Source organism: Microtetraspora malaysiensis (assembly GCF_050947145.1).
In the GTDB taxonomy this organism is placed as follows: Bacteria; Actinomycetota; Actinomycetes; order Streptosporangiales; family Streptosporangiaceae; genus Microtetraspora_A; species Microtetraspora_A malaysiensis.
In genome coordinates this window covers 7,062,145-7,078,455 of the sequence record NZ_CP191998.1, presented here as the reverse complement: position 1 = coordinate 7,078,455, position 16,311 = coordinate 7,062,145, and the positions used below count along the sequence as shown (strand labels likewise).

Sequence of the window (16,311 nt, the reverse complement as noted above, 5' to 3'; positions counted from 1 at the left end):
CGAGCCGATGGACGTACGTACTCACGATGAATCGAATGGAGCTGATGTGGCTATGGAGCGAACGGCGGTCAACCCGTGGGCGTGGTCGACGGAGCTGGGGTACAACCAGGGTGAGATCGTCTCCGGCCAGACCCGGACCCTGTACATCTCCGGGCAGACCGCGATGAGCGGCGAAGGCAAGCCCCAGCATTCCGGTGACATGGCGGCGCAGTTGGCGCTGAGCCTCGACAACCTGGAGGCCGTGCTCGGCGAGGCCGGCATGTCCCTCGCGAACCTCGTCCGGCTCAACGTCTACACCACCGACGTCGATCGGGTCTTCGAGCACTACGGCGTGCTGGCGTCGCGGTTGGGCGCCGCCGGGGTGGCACCGTCCACCACGATGCTCGGGGTGACACGGCTGGCGATCCCCGACCTGATGGTCGAGCTTGAGGGGACCGCCGTCGCGTGATGCGACCGTGCCGCCTCCGGCAGTGCTGCCGGAGGCGGCACGAGTAATAGGCAGGTGGGTGGCTTCCGGTGCAGGGGCGGTGCGTAGCAGGCCGGTGAGATCGCGGCCCCGGCGCGAGTACTACGTTTCCGACTCGCAATGGGATTTCGGTCTGAATAAAACACTCAATTGGCATCGAATTTTGCGGCGCTGTTGCCTGTCGCTTGACGGATATGCAGGTGGCCAGACGACGCCGAGCCCCAGCGGCACGGTCACCATTACCATCAAGAGCATCAGCGGCGCGACCGGGAGTCGTACAATTCCTCGGTAGGCCCTTCAGTAAAGGCGGTCAACCACGTGGAATCCGCACCAGTCGATCCGCCCCCTCCGCCGCCTCCCGTCGCTGTGGAGGCTGGTCACGAGTTGACCATCGACAGGGGCGCGTGTATCACGTGCGGGGCTCCGGCCGTTCGTGGCGGTCTGTGCTCCGATGATTTCGTCCGCGCCGCGCTCCGTGTCGGCACGTCTCCTTCCTGACATTCTTTGCTCGGCAACAGCAGGCGGTCTCGCAGCCGGCGAGGCCGCCTGTGGAGTTTTCGCGGAAAGGTGATTTTGGGTGGCCGACAGGGATTCCGCGCTCTTGCGTCTGGATGAGGTTTCAATTTCTTTTGACGGGCAGGCAACGCTCACCTCCGTGAGTCTCGACATCTCCGAAGGTGAGTTCGTCGCCCTGGTCGGCCCCAGCGGAAGCGGGAAATCCACCCTGCTGCGCTGCGCGGCCGGATTGCTTCCCCCAGATTCCGGGCGCGTCCTGCTGGCCGATGAGCCGCTGTACCAGCTCCGCCACCACACCCGCACGGCGCTGCGTGCCAGGCACTTCGGGTTCGTCTTTCAGGACGGCGACCTGATCGACGAGCTGACCGTGCACGAGAACGTACGACTCCCGCTGGAGCTGAACAGGATGCACGACAGCCGCGACCGCGCCTCGCAGATCATGAAGCTGCTCGGAATCGCCGACCATGCCAAGCGCTACCCCTGGCAGCTTTCCGGTGGAGAACGGCAACGCGCCGCGATCGCCCGCGCGATGGTCCACCGGCCCGACGTGCTGTTCGCCGATGAGCCGACCGGCGCCCTGGACGCCGACAACAGCCTGGTTGTGGCCGACCTGCTCATCGGTGCGGTTCGCGAGCACGGCACCGCGATCTTGCTGGTCACGCACGACCCACACCTCGCCGGACGTGCCGACCGCGTGGTGACGCTGGTCAACGGCCGCATCGAGACAGCCGACGACCAGAGGGCAGGGACATGACTCCGTTGTCGGCCCGGCTGAGTTACCGGATGCTCCGCGGCTCCCCCCGCGCCACGCTGAACAGGATGACCGGGTTCGCGCTGTGTGCGGCGGCGGCCGTGTTCTTCGGCCTCATCGCCGCATCCATACCGGGAATCGTCGAGGCCCAGCAGACCCGCGACCGTCTCCGCGCGGTTCCGGTCGGTCAGGACCGCGTTGTGAGCGACCTGGAAGCGGGCATGAAGGTCGGGGTCTCCGACATCATGGTCGCCGAGACCAGAAGGTGGCGCCGGGTCTTCGTCTACGACGTACGGGATCGCGCGCGGGCCGCGACTCCGCCCGGCGTCGACCACGCGCCCCGGCCCGGCGAGGTGTTCCTGTCCCCTGCCGCCGCACAGTTGATCGCGTCAAACCCCCGGTACGCGACCTGGGCTCCCGGCCGGCAGGCCGGGCTGATCGGACCGGCCGGGCTCGCCCACCCCGACGAGCTGTACGCGTACGTAGGGCGGGTATCGAACGTACCGGAGGAGCCGAACCTGGATGTCACCTTCGGGGTGAGCCCGACCGCCTACCGGATCACGCCGGACCGGTCGGGTGAGGTGTGGGAGACCTCCTGGAGTCAAGGCACCATGCAGTACCTGGATTCCGAAGCCATCCTGGTCAGGCTGATCCCCGCCACCCTGATCCCCGTCGCCGCGCTCACGCTGGCCGCACTCGGCATGTCATCGCGTGTCTATCGGCGTCGCTGGCTCCGCGCTCATCTCGCCGGCATGCCGCGGGCGCTGATCGGCCGCGTCGCCGCCTGGGAGGGAGCGGTGGCGGGGTTGGCCGGCGGTGCCGCCGGATGCCTGGCCGCCGCCCTTCTGTGGCCGCGCCTCGGCACAACGGGCATCCCGAGCCTCAGCTGGTATCCACAGGACGCGGTCCTGCCGCTGCCGTTCCTCGTGGGAGCAGTCGCCTGCTCGACACTCGTCTTCGCCGTCATGAGCGCTGTCTCAGCGGCCCGATCCATCCGATCGTCGGGACAGGTACGGCGGCGAGCCCAGGGCTCGTGGGCGTTGCTTACCGTTGCCGTACTGGCATGGGTGCTGGCCGCCGTCCCGTTGGCCGAGTACAAGGGGATGTTCGGACGACTCGCCCCCGACAGCCTGCTGGCCCGCGTGTATTCCCCCCAGGTCAGCTATCTGCTCATGACCATCGCGGCGGGGGTGACCATCGTCGCGATCGAGCCGATCACGGTTGCTCTGTCGCGGCTTGTGCGCCCCAGGCACATGCTCGCCACTCGCTTGGCGGCTCGTTTCGTTGCCGGTAATCGAGCGTTGGCCCCCCGCCTGGTGGCCGTGCCCATGTTGCTGATCAGCCTGCTCGGTCTGCACGCCGGAAGCCTGGACGCCGCCACCGAGGTCAAGCAGTTCGCCTACGGGGCCGACGGCCTGCAGAGCGTCGGAATAGACGGGATCAAAGAGCCGCTCAAGCAGCGCTTCCTCGCCTCTCCCGCGGTCGCCCCCTACGCGAAGGTGACCCGTCATCCGGATGGATCGGAAAGCCTCGACATCGTCTTCCCTCGCCGGCGAGCCGACGACGTCATGTCCGACATCCAGACGATCAGGCCGGAGCTGAAGTTCGAGCGCGGGATGGTTCAGACTGTCCAGCAGAGCGCGCAGTTGTACGCGGTGCTCCTGCCCGCGATCTTCGTGGTCGGCCTGGTCGTCTCCATGCCCATGCTGATCATGGGCGTGGCCGACGCACTCCGAGGCGACAGCCGCTTCGCTCGTTCGCTCGAACTCATCGGAGCGCCTCGGCAACTCGTTCGCTCGGCAATGGCCCGGGCGCTGGCATCCGTCGTGTTCTGCGGGATCGTTGTGGCCGGCTTCGGCGTCGCCGTCAACTACAACGTCGTCTACATAGGCGCCTTGTACGGCACCGAGTTGCAACCCGTCTTCGGCTTTCCGTGGGCATATGTACTGGGCGGCGGGCTGGGCATCGCGGCGACCTTGTGGCTGTGCCTGCGGATCCAGCCGAAGGTCTCCGCTCGGCGCACCCACGCGCCACGGCGTCGGGAGCGGATGAACCGCCGTCCGGCATGAGAAAGGCCGGGGGCGGCGTGACCACCCCCGGCCATCCTCGATCGACTACGAACGCCCGTCCTCGGAGCCGAGCACGCTGGACAGGAACGCCCGGGTGCGCTCGTGGGCCGGGGCGGCGAGGAGCTCGCGCGGCCCGCCCTGCTCGACCACGACGCCGTCGGCGAAGAAGGTCAGCCGGTCGCCGACCTCCCGGGCGAAGGCGATCTCGTGGGTCACCACGACCATCGTCATGCCCTCGGCGGCCAGGCCCTTCATGACCTCAAGGACCTCGTCGACCAGCTCCGGGTCGAGCGCGGAGGTCGGCTCGTCGAACAGCATCAGCGTCGGGCTCATCGCGAGCGCCCTGGCGATGGCGACCCGTTGCTGCTGCCCGCCGGAGAGCTGGTGCGGCCGCTTGTGCGCGTGGTCGGCCAGGCCGACCCGGTCCAGGTGCTCCATCGCCAGCGTCCGCGCCCGGTCCTGCGGCGTGCCCAGCACGTGGACTGGGCCGCAGGCGACGTTCTCCAGCGCGCTCTGGTGCGCGAAGAGGTTGAAGCGCTGGAACACCATGCCGATGTTCTTGCGGAAGGCGGCGAACTCCTTGGGCGTCCAAGGGTGGTACCTGCCGTCACGCAGCGTGTGGCCGACCTCCTCCCCGAGGACCCGCAAGCTGCCGCCGAGCACCGGCTCCAGCCCGTTGAGGCACCGCAGGAACGTGGACTTGCCGGACCCCGACGGGCCGATGATGCAGCTCACCTCGCCGGGGGCGACGGCGAAGTCCACCCCGTTGAGCACCTGCACGCTGCCGTAGCCCATCCGGACACCCGAGGCCAGCACGACCGGCTCCACCCCGGATTCCACGCCGGACTCCGCGGACTCCGCGGACTTCACGCCGGGGTTCACGCGGCCACCTTCGGCAGGACCCGGGCCGCCGCGCCGCCGCCGCGCACCAGCCGTACGGCGTCAGAGCCGAAACGGCGCTCCAGCCGCCCCTGAAGGAAGGTCGCCACGGCCGTCATGAGCATGTACCAGACGCTCGCCACGATCAGCAGCTCCATGATCCGGTTGTTCGCCTTGTAGATCTGGCTGGCGTTGGTCATCAGGTCGTGCCCGGCGACCACGTAGACCAGCGACGTGGTCTTCAGCATCGAGATGAACTCGTTTCCGGTCGGCGGGATGATGATGCGCAGCGCCTGCGGCAGCACGATGACCCGCATCCGCTTGGCCGGTGTCATGCCCAGCGCGTACGCCGCCTCGGTCTGGCCGCGGTCCACCGCCTGGATCCCGGCGCGTACGGTCTCGGCGAAGTAGGCCGCCAGGTTCAGCCCCAGCCCCAGCATCGCCGAGGTGAAGCCGGTCATCACCTGGTTGGTGTCCCACTTGAGGCCGATCATGGTGAACGGGATCTTGAGCACCAGCTCGGGGAAGAGGAACGCCAGGTTGTACCAGAAGATGAGCTGCACCAGCACCGGCGTGCCGCGGAAGAACCAGATGTAGCCCGAGGCCAGCGCGCTCAGCACGGGGTTGTGCGCCAGCCGCATGACCGCGACCAGGACGCCGAGCACCAGCCCGAGGGCCGTCGCCAGCACGGAGATCTCGATGGTGACCCAGACTCCGGCCAGGATCCGGTCGTTGAACAGATACTCGGCGACCTTGCCCCAGTCGAGGTGCGGGTTGACCACGACCAGGTAGACCAGCCAGCCCGCGACGGCCAGAGCGACCGCCGCGGACACCCAGCGGCCCCAGTGCAAGGTACGGGCGACGGGCACCGGAGGGCCGGACGGGCCGGCGATCGGTTCGGTGCGCACGTCACTTACCGCCGTTGACCACGGCCGACTCGACGGCCAGCGCGTCCAGGTTCCACGCCTTGAGCAGGTTGCCGTACTCGCCGCTCTTGATGAGGGAGTCGAGCGCGCCCTTGACGGAGTCGATGAGCTGGGTGTTGTCCGGCTTCATCCCGATCCCCCAGGGGGCCGCGGTGCCGTCGAGGGCGATCGCCTCCATTCCGAGCTGGGGATCGGTCGCCTTGTACGCGGCGACCACGTAGTCGGTGACGGTGGCCTGGGCGCGGCCGTTGCCCACCTGGAGCATGGCCTCCGTGTCGCCGGGGAACTTCAGGATGTCCACGGCCTTCTTGCCGTCCTTCTTGCAGTCGGCGTCGTAGCTCTCGGCCAGCTCCATCGAGGAGCCGTTGTCGACGACGGAGACCGTCTTGCCACACAGGTCCTTCGGCCCGTTGATGCCCGCCGGGTTGCCCTTCTTGACCAGCAGCGCGGCGCCAGCCTGCACGTAGTCGACGAACGTGACCTGGCCCTGCCGTTCCTTCGTGTCGCTCATCGAGGAGATGACGAAGTCGTACCGGCCGGTGAGCACGCCGGGGATCTGCGAGTTGAACTCCTCGTCGGTGATGGTCACCTTGACGCCGAGCTTCCTCGCGATGGCGCGCGCCAGGGCGGGGTCGAAGCCGATCGCCGTCTTGCCGTCGCTCGCGTACAGCTCCATGGGCGGGTAGCCGATCGAGGAGACGACCTTCAGGCCGCCGGACTTCAGGCTCGCCGGCGCCTTCGCCGCGAGTTCCTCGTCCGGGGTGATGGCGTTGATGACGTCGGCCGCCTTCTCCTCGGCGGGGGCCTGGTCGAGGGTGACGGCCGCGGCCGGGGCCGTCGCGTCGGAGTTTCCGCCGTCGAGGGACTGAGCGCCGCAGGCGGCGGTCGCGGCCAGCAGCCCGCCGACGGCGAGCGTGGTGAGGATCCGGGTGTTCAAAAGGGGGTGCTCCTTCAGATGAGCTGCCAGCGGACATCGCCGCCGACGACGGTGGTCAGGACCTTGGTGCGCAGCACCGCCTCGGGCGACTCCAGGTAAGGGTCGGTGTCCACCGCGATGAAGTCGGCGAGTCTGCCGGGCGTGAGGAGGCCCTTGCGGTCCTCCTCGCCCGCGGCGTAGGCCGCGCCCAGGGTGTGGGCGGTGACGGCCTCGGCCATGCTCAGCCGCTGTTCCGGCTGCCACCCGCCGACGGGGGTGCCGTCGGTCCGGGTGCGGGTCACCGCGGCGTACAGCGCGGCGAAGGGGTTGGGGTGCTCGACGGGCGCGTCGGAGCCGAAGGCCAGCGCGACGCCGACGTTCAGCATCCCGCGCCAGGCGTAGGAGGCCAGCTCGTGGCCGGCCAGCAGTGAGTCGACCAGGTCGATGTCGCTGGTGCAGTGGACCGGCTGCATCGAGGCGACGACGCCCAGCCGCGCCATCCTGGCCAGGTCGTCCGGCCGCAGGTGCTGGGCGTGCTCGATGCGGTGCCGCAGCCCCGGCGTGGCGCCCAGCGCCTCGTAGGCGTCGAGGACCAGGTGGTTGGCCTGGTCGCCGATGGCGTGCGTGGCCACCGCGATGCCGGCCCCCGCCGCCCGGGAGAACAACGCGACCAGTTCCTCGTACGGCGTGACCGCGATGCCGGTGTTGCCGTGATCGTCGGCGAAGGACTCGCTCATGTGGCAGGTGTGCGAGCCGAGGGCACCGTCGCTGAAGATCTTCACCGGTCCGGTGCGGACCCAGTCGTCGCCCTGCCCGGTGCGGCGGCCCTCGGCGATGGCCTTCTCCAGGTGGATCATCGGGATCGCCTTGTGGACGCGCAGCTTCAGCTCGCCGGCGTCGCGCAGTGCCAGGTAGGCGTCCCGGCAGTCCTCGCCGTCGATGTCGTGGACGCTGGTCAGGCCGAGCCCGAGCAGCTCATCCTGCGCGGTGCGCAGCAGGTCGCGCAGGTCGGCGGAGACCATCAGGTTGCGCAGCGGGTACGAGGCCGACTCGCGCAGGATGCCGGTGGGCTCCCCGTTCGCGTCCCTGACGATCTCGCCGCCCACCGGGTCGGGCGTGCTCGCGTCGATGCCGGCCAGCCGCAGCGCGGCCGAGTTGGCCCACACCGTGTGGCCGTCCACGCTGGGCAGCGCGACCGGCAGGTCCGGGCAGACCGAGTCCAGCGCGTACCGGTCCGGCTGGGCCGGCGGGTTCCACGTGTTGCTGTTCCACCGGCCGCCGAACAGCCAGGCGCCCGGCCGCAGCCGAGCCGCGTGCGCGGCCACCATGGCGAGGGCCTCGTCCAGCGAGCGCACGTCGCGCAGGTCCACCGCGCCGAGGCTCTGGGCGTACTGCGCGGTGTGGATGTGCGCGTCGTACAGGCCGGGGAGCACCGCGGCGCCGTCCAGGTCGATCAGCTCCGCGCTCGGGCCCGCGGCCGCGCGCACCTCCGCCTCGGTGCCGACCGCGATCAGCATTTCGCCGTCCACGGCCATTGCCTGGGCCGGCGGGGCGCCGGCCTCTCCGGTGCGGATGGCGGCGTTGCGGTACACGCGAATGCTCATGTGACTCTCAAACGGGTTCGAGGAACGGTGGCCATCACCTTAGGAGTGGCGAAAAGAAGGCGGAAGCGCTATAAACACGACATTTGGCAGCCCTGAGAGTAAGGAGTGCTAATGCTCAAGCCGGAGCACCTGCGCACTCTCCGTGAAGTGGTTCAGCTCGGTTCGTTCGCCGCCGCGGCGAATCGGCTCGGGTACACCCCGTCGGCCGTCTCGCAGCAGATGGCCGCACTGGAGCGGCAGATCGGCGTGAAGCTGTTCGAGCGCTCCGCGCACAGCGTGCTGCCCACCAGCGCCGCGGAGGTGCTGGCCAGGCACGCGCAGACCGTCCTCGCCGACCTGGAGCGGATGGTCGCGACCGTCCGGGCGGTGCACCGGAACAGCGAGCGGCAGCTCCACCTCGGCATCTTCCCCAGCTTCGCCGACGTGCTGACCGGCGTCCTGCGGAGGATGGAGCCGCGTGACCGGGCCGGCATCAGGGTCACCGTGGCCGAGTCGTCCCAGCTCATCCCGCGCCTGAACGCCGGCGGCGAGATGGACGCCGCGATCGTCTACCAGGTGGGGAACTCCGGCCTGTCGTGGCCGTCGGCGCTGGGTCGTCGCTGGATCGCGGAGGACCGCTACAAGGTCGTGCTCCCGAGGCGCTGGCCCGACCTGGCGCCGCACCGGGCCGAGCAGCTCGCGGACCTGCCGTGGATCATGCACCACCCGGGCAGCAGCGACGCCTTGTTCTTCGACAGCGTGTTCGCCCGGTGGGGCCTGCGCCCTCGTGTCGCGGGCCACTCCGACGACTTCAAGATCACGATGGCGATGATCGAGGCCGGGGTGGGCGCGGCGCTCGTCCCCGACCTCGCGCTGCGCGGGCACGGCCCGGAGGTCGTGGTCGCCGACGTGCCGTGGCTGAACACCAGCCGCAGCATCTTCGCCCTCGCCCGCCCCGAGCGCGAGACCGCCCGCCTGCGCGCGTTGCTCGACGCGCTCGCGGTCTGACCGCGTACGGCGGCGCGCGGAGGGCTCGACGCGGACCGGGGGATATGTCACCATTTGCCGGTTCATGAGCGCGGCCGGACGGGCGACCCCGTCGCACCGGCCGCGCCGTCCGGCGGTGCGAGGAGGTCCCCGACCATGGAACGCGAGACGGCGCAGGCCGGGTCCGCCCAGGTGATGGCGGAGCGCGAGGCGGCGATCGCGCGGTCCGCCGAGGCGATACGCCTCCATGCCGGGCACAACATCCTCATCGAGACCGGCTCCCAGCCGGTGATCGACCGGCTCGCCCGCCACGACGTCCCGGCGCCCGCCGTCCCGGCCGAACTGTGGGGCTGGACGTTCGTGGCGAAGGACATGATCGACGTCGCCGGGCTCCCCACGACCCGCGGCTCCGCCCTGTACGGCGGCGAGGAAGCGCTGACCACCGCGCCCTGCGTCGAGCTGCTCGAACGCGCGGGAGGACTGCTGGTCGGCAAGGCGAACCAGCACGAGTTCGCCTGGGGCATCACGAGTGAGAACCCGCACTGGGGCGACGTGCGCAACCCGCGGCACCCGCACCTGTCGCCCGGCGGGTCGAGCGGCGGCACCGCGGCGGCGCTCGCCGCCGGCATCGCCCGGGTCGGCCTCGGCACCGACACCGGAGGCTCGGTCCGGATCCCGGCGTCCTGCTGCGGCGTGGTGGGGCTGCGCCCGCGGGCCGGCGCCGTCTCCGCCGAAGGCGTCGCGGCGCTCGCCCCGATGTTCGACGTCGTGGGGCCGATGGCCACGTCGGTGGCCGACTGCGCGCAGGTGTGGCGGGCGCTCACCGGCCAGGCGGTCGAGCCGCCGCCCTCCCTGTCGGGACTGGTCGTCGGGGTCGCCGAGGGGTGCGCGCAGGCCGAGGAGTTCGCCGAGCTGGGCGCCGAGATCCGCGAGATCGCCCTGCCGTACGACATTCTCACCCCGTACTGGACGATCGTCGGCGCGCAGGCCCGGCGCACCCACGAGGCCACGTACCCGAGGGCCGCGGCGAGCTACAGCGAGGGCGTGCGGCGCAAGCTGGACGCCGCCGGCGGGATCGGCCACCGGGAGTACCGCCGGGCCGTCGAGGAGCTCGCGGCCGTCCGGGCCCGGTTCGCGGAGGAGATGTCCGGCGTCGACCTCCTGATCACGCCGACGCTCGGCGGACCCGCGCCCCGGGTCGGGTGCGACGAGGCCGCCGTACGCGGGGAGGTCGGCCGCTTCACGTCGGTCGTGTCCGCGCTCGGCCTGCCCGCGCTGGCCGTCGGCGACCTGCAGATGGTGGGCCGCCGCGAGGCGGACGTCCTGCGGGCCGGCCTGTGCCGGGAGGCGTGCGGCGGCGAGATCCCCGAACCCCGCTGACCTCCGGCCGTCAGGCCCGTACCTGGCTCAGGGGCGTCTCAGCCCTTCCTGACCGCCTCGCTCACCTGGGCCGGTGAGGTACGCCAGGGGGCGCCGTGACCGGGGAGCACCCAGGATGCCGACAGTCCGGCGATCCGGTCGAGGGAGGAGAGTGCTTCGGCCGGGTCGTCGGTGAAGGGCGCGGGCTGCGGGCCTGCGCGCCCGGTGAGGACGTGCCGCGTGGTCAGGGCGTCGCCGACGAAGACCGCGTCGGCGAGCGGGACGTGCACCGCCACGCTTCCCGGAGAGTGCCCCGGCATGCCCACGATCACCGGATTCCCGGGCAGGTCCAGGACGTCGCCGTCACCGATCTCGGTGACTTCGCCGACATAGCGGGTGCGCAGGCCGTTCTTGCGGATGGAGTAACCGAAGAATCCGAGCGTCGGGCCGAGACGCATGGGGCCGAACGCGACCTTGGGCTTTTCTCCCGTGCGGGTGCGGACGGCGTCGGCGGCATGCACGAACACCGGTACGCCGTGTGTGCTTCGCAGGCGTTCGGCGAAGCCGATGTGGTCGGAGTCGCCGTGGGTCAGCACGAGTCCGCGGATGTCGTCGACGGACTTGCCCAGGGAGCGGAGTTCGCGCTGCAGATCCCGCCAGTGGCCGGGCAGCCCCGCGTCGATGAGCGTGATGCCCTCGGCGGTGTCGACGAGGTAGCACGCCACGAGATCGTTACCGAGCCGGTGCAGATGGGGTGCGAGTTTCATTGGGCTTCCTTCGGGGGCTGGACAGAGACCGTCGATAGCTAACATAATTAGCCATGATGGCTAACGTCAATAGCTTTCATTCTGGGAGGACGACCGATGCCGACGCCTGAGAAGACCTCGTTCAGCAGGATCGTCGCCGCGGGACGCGATTTGCTGGAGGCGGGCGGCCAGCAGGGACTGACGATGCAGAACGTCGCCGAACGGGTGGGAGTGCGCGCCCCGTCCCTGTACAAGCACGTCGGCAACCGCGCGGCCCTGCTGGCCGCCGTCGCCGAGGCCACCGTCGACGACCTGGTCGCCCGGCTGGAGTCGACCGACGGGTCGATCGAGGGGTTGGCGCGCGGCTACCGGCAGTTCGCCCAGGCCTGGCCAGAGGGGTTCCGGCTGATGTTCTCCGCGGGCGCACCGCCCGAGGCCCTTGCCCGTGTGGCCGCCCCGGTGCTGCACGCCTCAAGGCAACTCGTGGGCGAACGGGACGCGCTTGAAGCCGCCCGCTTGGTGACGGCTTGGGCCGCCGGCTTCATCAAGATGGAACTCGCCGGCGCCTTCCGGCTCGGGGGCGATGTCGACCGTGCCTTCGAGTACGGCCTGGTCGGCATACGCCGGGCACTGGCGGGTGATCACTAGAGCTTCGGAAACCGGGTGTTCGAGTCCGCCCCACCGGGACGGACCGCCCGAGCCCGACGCCGAGGTCGGCGAAGCCCGCGATCGCATCGCCCCGCTGTGGCTACCCGGCCAGGGTGCCGAGGGATCGATCGCGAGCGGCCGGCGGATCAGATCAACTGGTGCAGGGCGGCGATGACCTGACGGCCGGTGGGCGTGGTGAAGTCACGCACCATGTCGGTGGCGAAGCCCGCCACGGAGGTCACCACGCCGCCCGCCGCCTCGATCTGCCGCAGGGCGGCCTCTTCGGTGCGGCGGGTGATGCCGCCGCAGGCATCCACCAGTACCTGTACGGCCATGCCGCCCTCGAGTGCGTCGAGGGCGGTGCGAAGCACCACCATCTCCGTGGTGACCCCGCAGATCACCAGGGTGGGGCGGGACATGGACAGGACGGCCGCACGCCAGGCGGTGTCGTCCCAGCAGGACGCGCCGGTGCGCACATACGGCTCGCCCTCGGGCACCTCCTCGATCGTCCCGGGGCCGCCCGGGCGGGGCGCGGCAGAGACGGTGAACGGTAGGTCGAGGGCCGCGACGAGTCCGTTCAGGACCTTGACCGAGCGGCGGATGGAAGAGGCCGAGTTGGTGGCGGAGGCTTCGACGATGCTGTCCTGCAGGTCGGCGAACACCAGCTGAATGGAGGCGGGATTCAACATTTGTTCTCTCTCTCAATCATTCAGAATCTGAACGGTATCGAGACGGTAGCATTCGGGGTGTGAACGATGTCAAGCTGACTTCCACGCTCGCCTTCCGGCTCGGCACGCTGGGGGCCGTGGTGACCGAACGCTTCTCGGCGCGCCTGGCGGCCTACGGCCTCAAGCCCAAACATGTGGGGCTGCTGGCGATCCTGGAGGCCGGAACGGCGACCTCTCAGCTCGACATCGCCAAACTCATGAACGTGGCGCCCAGCCTCGTGGTGTCGCTCGCCGACCGGCTCGAGGAGCTCGGCGCAGTGCGGCGAGAACGCGATCCCGTCGACCGGCGCAGGCAGACGCTCGCGCTCACGACGGAGGGCCGGGAGCTGCTGGCCGCGTGCACCGGGGCGGCGGCCGAACTCGACGCGGAACTGACCGACGGTCTCCGACCCGAAGAGGTGAAGGCGCTGCGCGGCGTTCTCCGCACGATGGCCGGACGCAGCGGCCTGCCGACTAGCTAGCCCCCTAGGCTCCACGGGTCCACCGGGACGACGCCGGTGCAGCGGCCGAACCGGTCGAGGCGCCGGCCGTAGAGCTTGGCCTGCCGCAGGACGATCTGGCGGTCGGCGACGACGACGTGGGGGAAGCGCTCCTCCAGCCGCACCACCAGCGGGTGCAGGTCGCCCGCGGCGTGCAGGCCCACGGTGAGGAGCATGTTGCGGGCGCCGGCGAGCGCCGCGCACGTCCGGGTCTCCGGCCAGTCGAGCAGCGCCCGGCCCGTCTCCTCCAGCAGGGCGTCCGGCATCCGCAGCCACAGCACGGCCGAGGAGTGCCAGCCCGCGTGCGCGCGTGCGAGGTCGCAGCGGAAGTCGAGGTCGCCGGACCCGACCAGGCGGGACAACCGGCGCTGCACCGTGCGCTCGGAGGTGCCGACCGCGCGGGCCAACTCGGAGTATCCCGCGCGCCCGTCGGCGAGCAGGGCGGCGAACAGCCGGCGGTCGAGCGCGTCCATCCGCCCGGTCGGCTCCGGCGCGGCGGGCTGCCGGGCCAGGGCGCGCGCGGCGCCCGGGGACAGCATGCGCAGCCGCCAGCGGCGCGAGGCGTCGAAGACCCGCGTGGCCACATGGGTGCGCACCTTCGCCACCCCGGGCACCCGCGGCAGGTCCGCGAGCAGGTAGTCCGCCAGCGCGGGCATCGAGGCCGCCACGGCGATCACGAACAGGTCGTGGTCCGCGGCGACGTGCTGCACGGTGATGAGGTGCCCGGCCGCGGCCAGCCGGTCGGCCACCTCGACCGCCGATCCGGCCGCGCAGTCGATCTCCAGGAACGCCACGCTCATCGCGTGCATCTGCCGCCGTCCCAGGGCGACGGTCGTCCACGCCTCGCCGGACGCGTTCAGCCGCTGCCAGCGCCGCGCTACCGTCACCGGGTCCGCGCCGATCGCCGTCCCGACGTCCACCCAGCTCGCGCGGGGGTTGATCTGGAGGGCGTCGATGAGTTCGAGGTCGGCCTCCGACAGCAGCCGCGGCGGCTTGGTGCCGGAATCCTGCACGATCGTCCCTTCAGTGACGCTTTGCTGCGTTTGGCGGCCGGAATCACCTTATCCGGTGATCCTTGTGCGGGCGGCCCGGGACCATGCGGGGAACCCACGGCCCCCGGAGAGAGGACGAATCTCGATGACTCGGTTCGGCGGCACCCGGCGGGTCCGCGGCCTGGCCGGAGGCGGCCGGTGAGCGGACCCCGTCTGGTCGGCGTCCTGGGCGGCATGGGACCGGCGGCCACGGTCGACTTCTACGGCAAGCTCGTGGAGGAGACGCCGGCGACCTCCGACCAGGGACACGTGCCCGTCGTCATCTGGGGCGACCCCCGCGTCCCCGACCGCTCCAAGAACCTGATCGGCGACGGCGAGGACCCGACCCCGTACCTGCGACGCGGCATCGAGGGCCTGAAGCAGGCCGGGTGCCAGGTGCTCGCGGTGCCGTGCAACACCGCCCACGCGTTCGTCCCCCGCCTCGCCGACGAGGCCGGGCTGGAGCTGGCCAGCATCATCGAGGTCACCGCCGACGCCCTCGCCGCCGACGGCGTGCGCGCCGCGGGCGTGCTCGCCACAACAGGCACCCTGCGCGCCGGCCTGTACGCCGAGGCGCTGCGGCGTCGCGGCGTCGCGGTGATCGAGCCGGACGAGCCCGGCCAGCGGCGAGTCATGGCGGCCATCGGCGCGGTCAAGAGCGGCGCCGCCGGCCCGGACCACCGGCGGGCGCTTGAGGAGGTCTCCCGCTCCCTCGTGGATCGCGGCGCCGAGCGGGTCGTCGCCGCGTGTACCGAGATCGTCCTGGCCCTGGACGCCGCCCGCGCCCCCGTCCCGGTCGTCGACCCCGCCCGCCTGCTGGCCCGCCGGGTCGCCGAGCTGGCGCTCGGCTGACCCGTTCCGATCACCTGATCCGGCGCTCGCGCGTCGCGGCCGGGGCCTGGCGTCGTCGCGCGTTCACCGGTGTTCCTGGCCGGTCAGTTCGCGCATGCGGCGCAGCAGCGCGGCCCGCCGGGCGTGGGCGCGTACGGTCAGTGCCAGCGTCCCCGCGATGAACAGGCCCCCGACCGTAAGGGCGAGCCCTGTCCCGGTGCCGCGCTGAACGGCCACCGCGGCGACGACGGCCGTGGTGGCGAGCGAGGCGGCCAGGCTGATCCAGGCGGCGATCACTTGATCGGTGGCGAACAGCGGAACCCTGCGGGTCAGCAGCCACCCGCCGTACCCGGTCCAGAGCAGGCAGAACACGGTGAACAACGCGAACGCCAGGTGAGTGTGGCCGGGAAGCGGGCCGGGCTCCGACCACCACAACGTGCTCACGAACACCGTGCCGGCCATCCCGGCCAGCAGCGCCGCCACCGCCCTGATCCGCGTTGTGCGCGACAGCGTCGGCGCCAGCCGCTCGATGATCTCCTGCTCCGAAAGGCGCGGCTCTTCGGTCATGGCCCGTATCCCTTCTCTTCCAGGTGCTCACGCAGCAGACGACGGGCGCGGTTGAGCCGCGACTTAACCGTTCCGGTCGGGATCCGGCAGATGGCCGCACATTCCTCCACTGGCAGATCCTCCAGATAGAACAGGACGAGAATCTCCCGCTCCAGCACCGGGAGATCTGCCAGGAAGCTCACCAGCGCGGCGCGATCCACCATGGCCTCAGCCGGATCTTCGGTGACCACGTCGTCCACCACGGGCGCTTCCTTGGCCCAGGCGTACTCGCCGCGCAGACGATCGGTCACCGACCGCCGGGCGATCGTGAACAGCCACGGCGCGAACCGGCCGGGTTCTCGCAGCCGGGGAAGGCCGCGGACCACGGCCAGCCAGATCTCCTGGGTCACGTCGTCGGCCCGCTCGGCGTCCAGCATGCGCCGTACGTATGTCCACACCGGCACCCGCCACCGAGCCAGCAACTCGGCCAGTGCTGCGCGCTCGCCCAATTGAGCGCGGACCACCAGCAGTTCATCGGTCATCTCGTCCTCCCGTCAATTAGGACAGTCGGGGGAGAGGCCGAGCGGGTTCACGGTTCCCGAATCAGCGGGCGAAGCACGGCCACCGCATTGGCGTGACCTGGGGAACTTTCCGTCGTGTTGTCTGGCATGGCGCCGACGTCAGGGAGTGCGTGGATGGCGCGGTATCGGCCTGGACGTACGGCTGGGTGGGGCCAGACCCACTTCCGGGCCGCCCCGGGGGGATCAGGCTCCGGCACGGTGCAAAGTAGAGACACCACGCCGTACCGGTCAGATCGCCGCATTTCAGGACGCGCGGGTGCCACGGTCGG

General features: G+C 70.7%; 17 protein-coding genes. 8 read left to right on the top strand and 9 right to left on the bottom strand.

Features of this window, described 5'->3' with window-relative positions:
• The first annotated feature begins 52 nt into the window (after positions 1 to 52).
• The 3 genes from ACQP1V_RS33265 (at position 53) to ACQP1V_RS33255 (ending at position 3,802) form a co-directional block, all read left to right on the top strand.
• Positions 53 to 448, top strand: coding sequence for a RidA family protein (locus ACQP1V_RS33265; protein ID WP_433426045.1), 396 nt, complete (start codon positions 53 to 55; stop codon positions 446 to 448).
• Positions 449 to 1,043: 595 nt separating this feature from the next.
• A complete protein-coding gene (locus ACQP1V_RS33260) occupies positions 1,044 to 1,736 on the top strand; it encodes an ABC transporter ATP-binding protein (protein WP_433414153.1) in 693 nt (230 codons plus the stop codon).
• Complete coding sequence (locus ACQP1V_RS33255) at positions 1,733 to 3,802, top strand: hypothetical protein (protein ID WP_433414151.1); 2,070 nt, start codon at positions 1,733 to 1,735, stop codon at positions 3,800 to 3,802. The genes ACQP1V_RS33260 and ACQP1V_RS33255 overlap by 4 nt, the downstream gene beginning before the upstream one ends.
• A gap of 45 nt (positions 3,803 to 3,847) precedes the next feature.
• On the opposite strand, the gene ACQP1V_RS33250 is transcribed toward ACQP1V_RS33255, so the two are convergent.
• The 4 genes from ACQP1V_RS33250 to ACQP1V_RS33235 form a co-directional block, all read right to left on the bottom strand.
• Positions 3,848 to 4,597 carry an amino acid ABC transporter ATP-binding protein gene (locus ACQP1V_RS33250; protein WP_387410487.1) on the bottom strand — a complete coding sequence of 250 codons (750 nt, stop codon included), beginning with the start codon at positions 4,595 to 4,597 and terminating at the stop codon, positions 3,848 to 3,850.
• A gap of 83 nt (positions 4,598 to 4,680) precedes the next feature.
• Positions 4,681 to 5,589: an amino acid ABC transporter permease gene (locus tag ACQP1V_RS33245; protein ID WP_067143245.1), complete on the bottom strand. Its 909-nt coding sequence runs from the start codon at positions 5,587 to 5,589 to the stop codon at positions 4,681 to 4,683.
• A 1-nt stretch (position 5,590) separates the two neighbouring features.
• Positions 5,591 to 6,544 (bottom strand): ABC transporter substrate-binding protein, encoded by a 954-nt coding sequence (locus tag ACQP1V_RS33240; protein WP_433414149.1) that lies wholly within the window; start codon positions 6,542 to 6,544, stop codon positions 5,591 to 5,593.
• A 14-nt stretch (positions 6,545 to 6,558) separates the two neighbouring features.
• Positions 6,559 to 8,127 carry an amidohydrolase gene (locus tag ACQP1V_RS33235; protein ID WP_433414147.1) on the bottom strand — a complete coding sequence of 523 codons (1,569 nt, stop codon included), beginning with the start codon at positions 8,125 to 8,127 and terminating at the stop codon, positions 6,559 to 6,561.
• Between the two features lie 111 nt (positions 8,128 to 8,238).
• On the opposite strand from ACQP1V_RS33235, the gene ACQP1V_RS33230 reads away from it, so the two are divergent.
• On the top strand, positions 8,239 to 9,114 hold the full coding sequence (locus ACQP1V_RS33230) for a LysR family transcriptional regulator (RefSeq protein WP_433414145.1): 876 nt from the start codon (positions 8,239 to 8,241) through the stop codon (positions 9,112 to 9,114).
• A gap of 135 nt (positions 9,115 to 9,249) precedes the next feature.
• Positions 9,250 to 10,473, top strand: coding sequence for an amidase (locus ACQP1V_RS33225; protein WP_433414143.1), 1,224 nt, complete (start codon positions 9,250 to 9,252; stop codon positions 10,471 to 10,473).
• A gap of 38 nt (positions 10,474 to 10,511) precedes the next feature.
• On the opposite strand, the gene ACQP1V_RS33220 is transcribed toward ACQP1V_RS33225, so the two are convergent.
• Complete coding sequence (locus tag ACQP1V_RS33220; protein ID WP_433414141.1) at positions 10,512 to 11,219, bottom strand: MBL fold metallo-hydrolase; 708 nt, start codon at positions 11,217 to 11,219, stop codon at positions 10,512 to 10,514.
• A 96-nt stretch (positions 11,220 to 11,315) separates the two neighbouring features.
• Between ACQP1V_RS33220 and ACQP1V_RS33215 the strand changes: the two genes are divergently transcribed.
• Positions 11,316 to 11,846 carry a TetR/AcrR family transcriptional regulator gene (locus ACQP1V_RS33215; protein ID WP_067143221.1) on the top strand — a complete coding sequence of 177 codons (531 nt, stop codon included), beginning with the start codon at positions 11,316 to 11,318 and terminating at the stop codon, positions 11,844 to 11,846.
• A 146-nt stretch (positions 11,847 to 11,992) separates the two neighbouring features.
• On the opposite strand, the gene ACQP1V_RS33210 is transcribed toward ACQP1V_RS33215, so the two are convergent.
• Positions 11,993 to 12,535: an isochorismatase family protein gene (locus ACQP1V_RS33210; protein WP_433414139.1), complete on the bottom strand. Its 543-nt coding sequence runs from the start codon at positions 12,533 to 12,535 to the stop codon at positions 11,993 to 11,995.
• Positions 12,536 to 12,594: 59 nt separating this feature from the next.
• Between ACQP1V_RS33210 and ACQP1V_RS33205 the strand changes: the two genes are divergently transcribed.
• Entirely contained in the window at positions 12,595 to 13,035 is a 441-nt protein-coding gene (locus ACQP1V_RS33205; protein WP_433414137.1) for a MarR family winged helix-turn-helix transcriptional regulator, read from the top strand.
• On the opposite strand, the gene ACQP1V_RS33200 is transcribed toward ACQP1V_RS33205, so the two are convergent.
• Positions 13,032 to 14,066, bottom strand: coding sequence for an Lrp/AsnC family transcriptional regulator (locus ACQP1V_RS33200; protein WP_433414135.1), 1,035 nt, complete (start codon positions 14,064 to 14,066; stop codon positions 13,032 to 13,034). The genes ACQP1V_RS33205 and ACQP1V_RS33200 overlap by 4 nt on opposite strands.
• Positions 14,067 to 14,243: 177 nt before the next feature.
• Here ACQP1V_RS33200 and ACQP1V_RS33195 point away from each other — a divergent pair, with 177 nt between their 5' ends.
• Positions 14,244 to 14,936 carry an aspartate/glutamate racemase family protein gene (locus ACQP1V_RS33195; RefSeq protein ID WP_433414133.1) on the top strand — a complete coding sequence of 231 codons (693 nt, stop codon included), beginning with the start codon at positions 14,244 to 14,246 and terminating at the stop codon, positions 14,934 to 14,936.
• A gap of 63 nt (positions 14,937 to 14,999) precedes the next feature.
• On the opposite strand, the gene ACQP1V_RS33190 is transcribed toward ACQP1V_RS33195, so the two are convergent.
• Together ACQP1V_RS33190 and ACQP1V_RS33185 are read right to left on the bottom strand one after the other, a co-directional pair.
• Positions 15,000 to 15,482, bottom strand: coding sequence for a hypothetical protein (locus ACQP1V_RS33190; RefSeq protein WP_433414132.1), 483 nt, complete (start codon positions 15,480 to 15,482; stop codon positions 15,000 to 15,002).
• On the bottom strand, positions 15,479 to 16,003 hold the full coding sequence (locus ACQP1V_RS33185) for an RNA polymerase sigma factor (protein ID WP_433414130.1): 525 nt from the start codon (positions 16,001 to 16,003) through the stop codon (positions 15,479 to 15,481). Before ACQP1V_RS33185 ends, ACQP1V_RS33190 begins: the two co-directional genes overlap by 4 nt.
• Positions 16,004 to 16,311 lie beyond the last annotated feature (308 nt).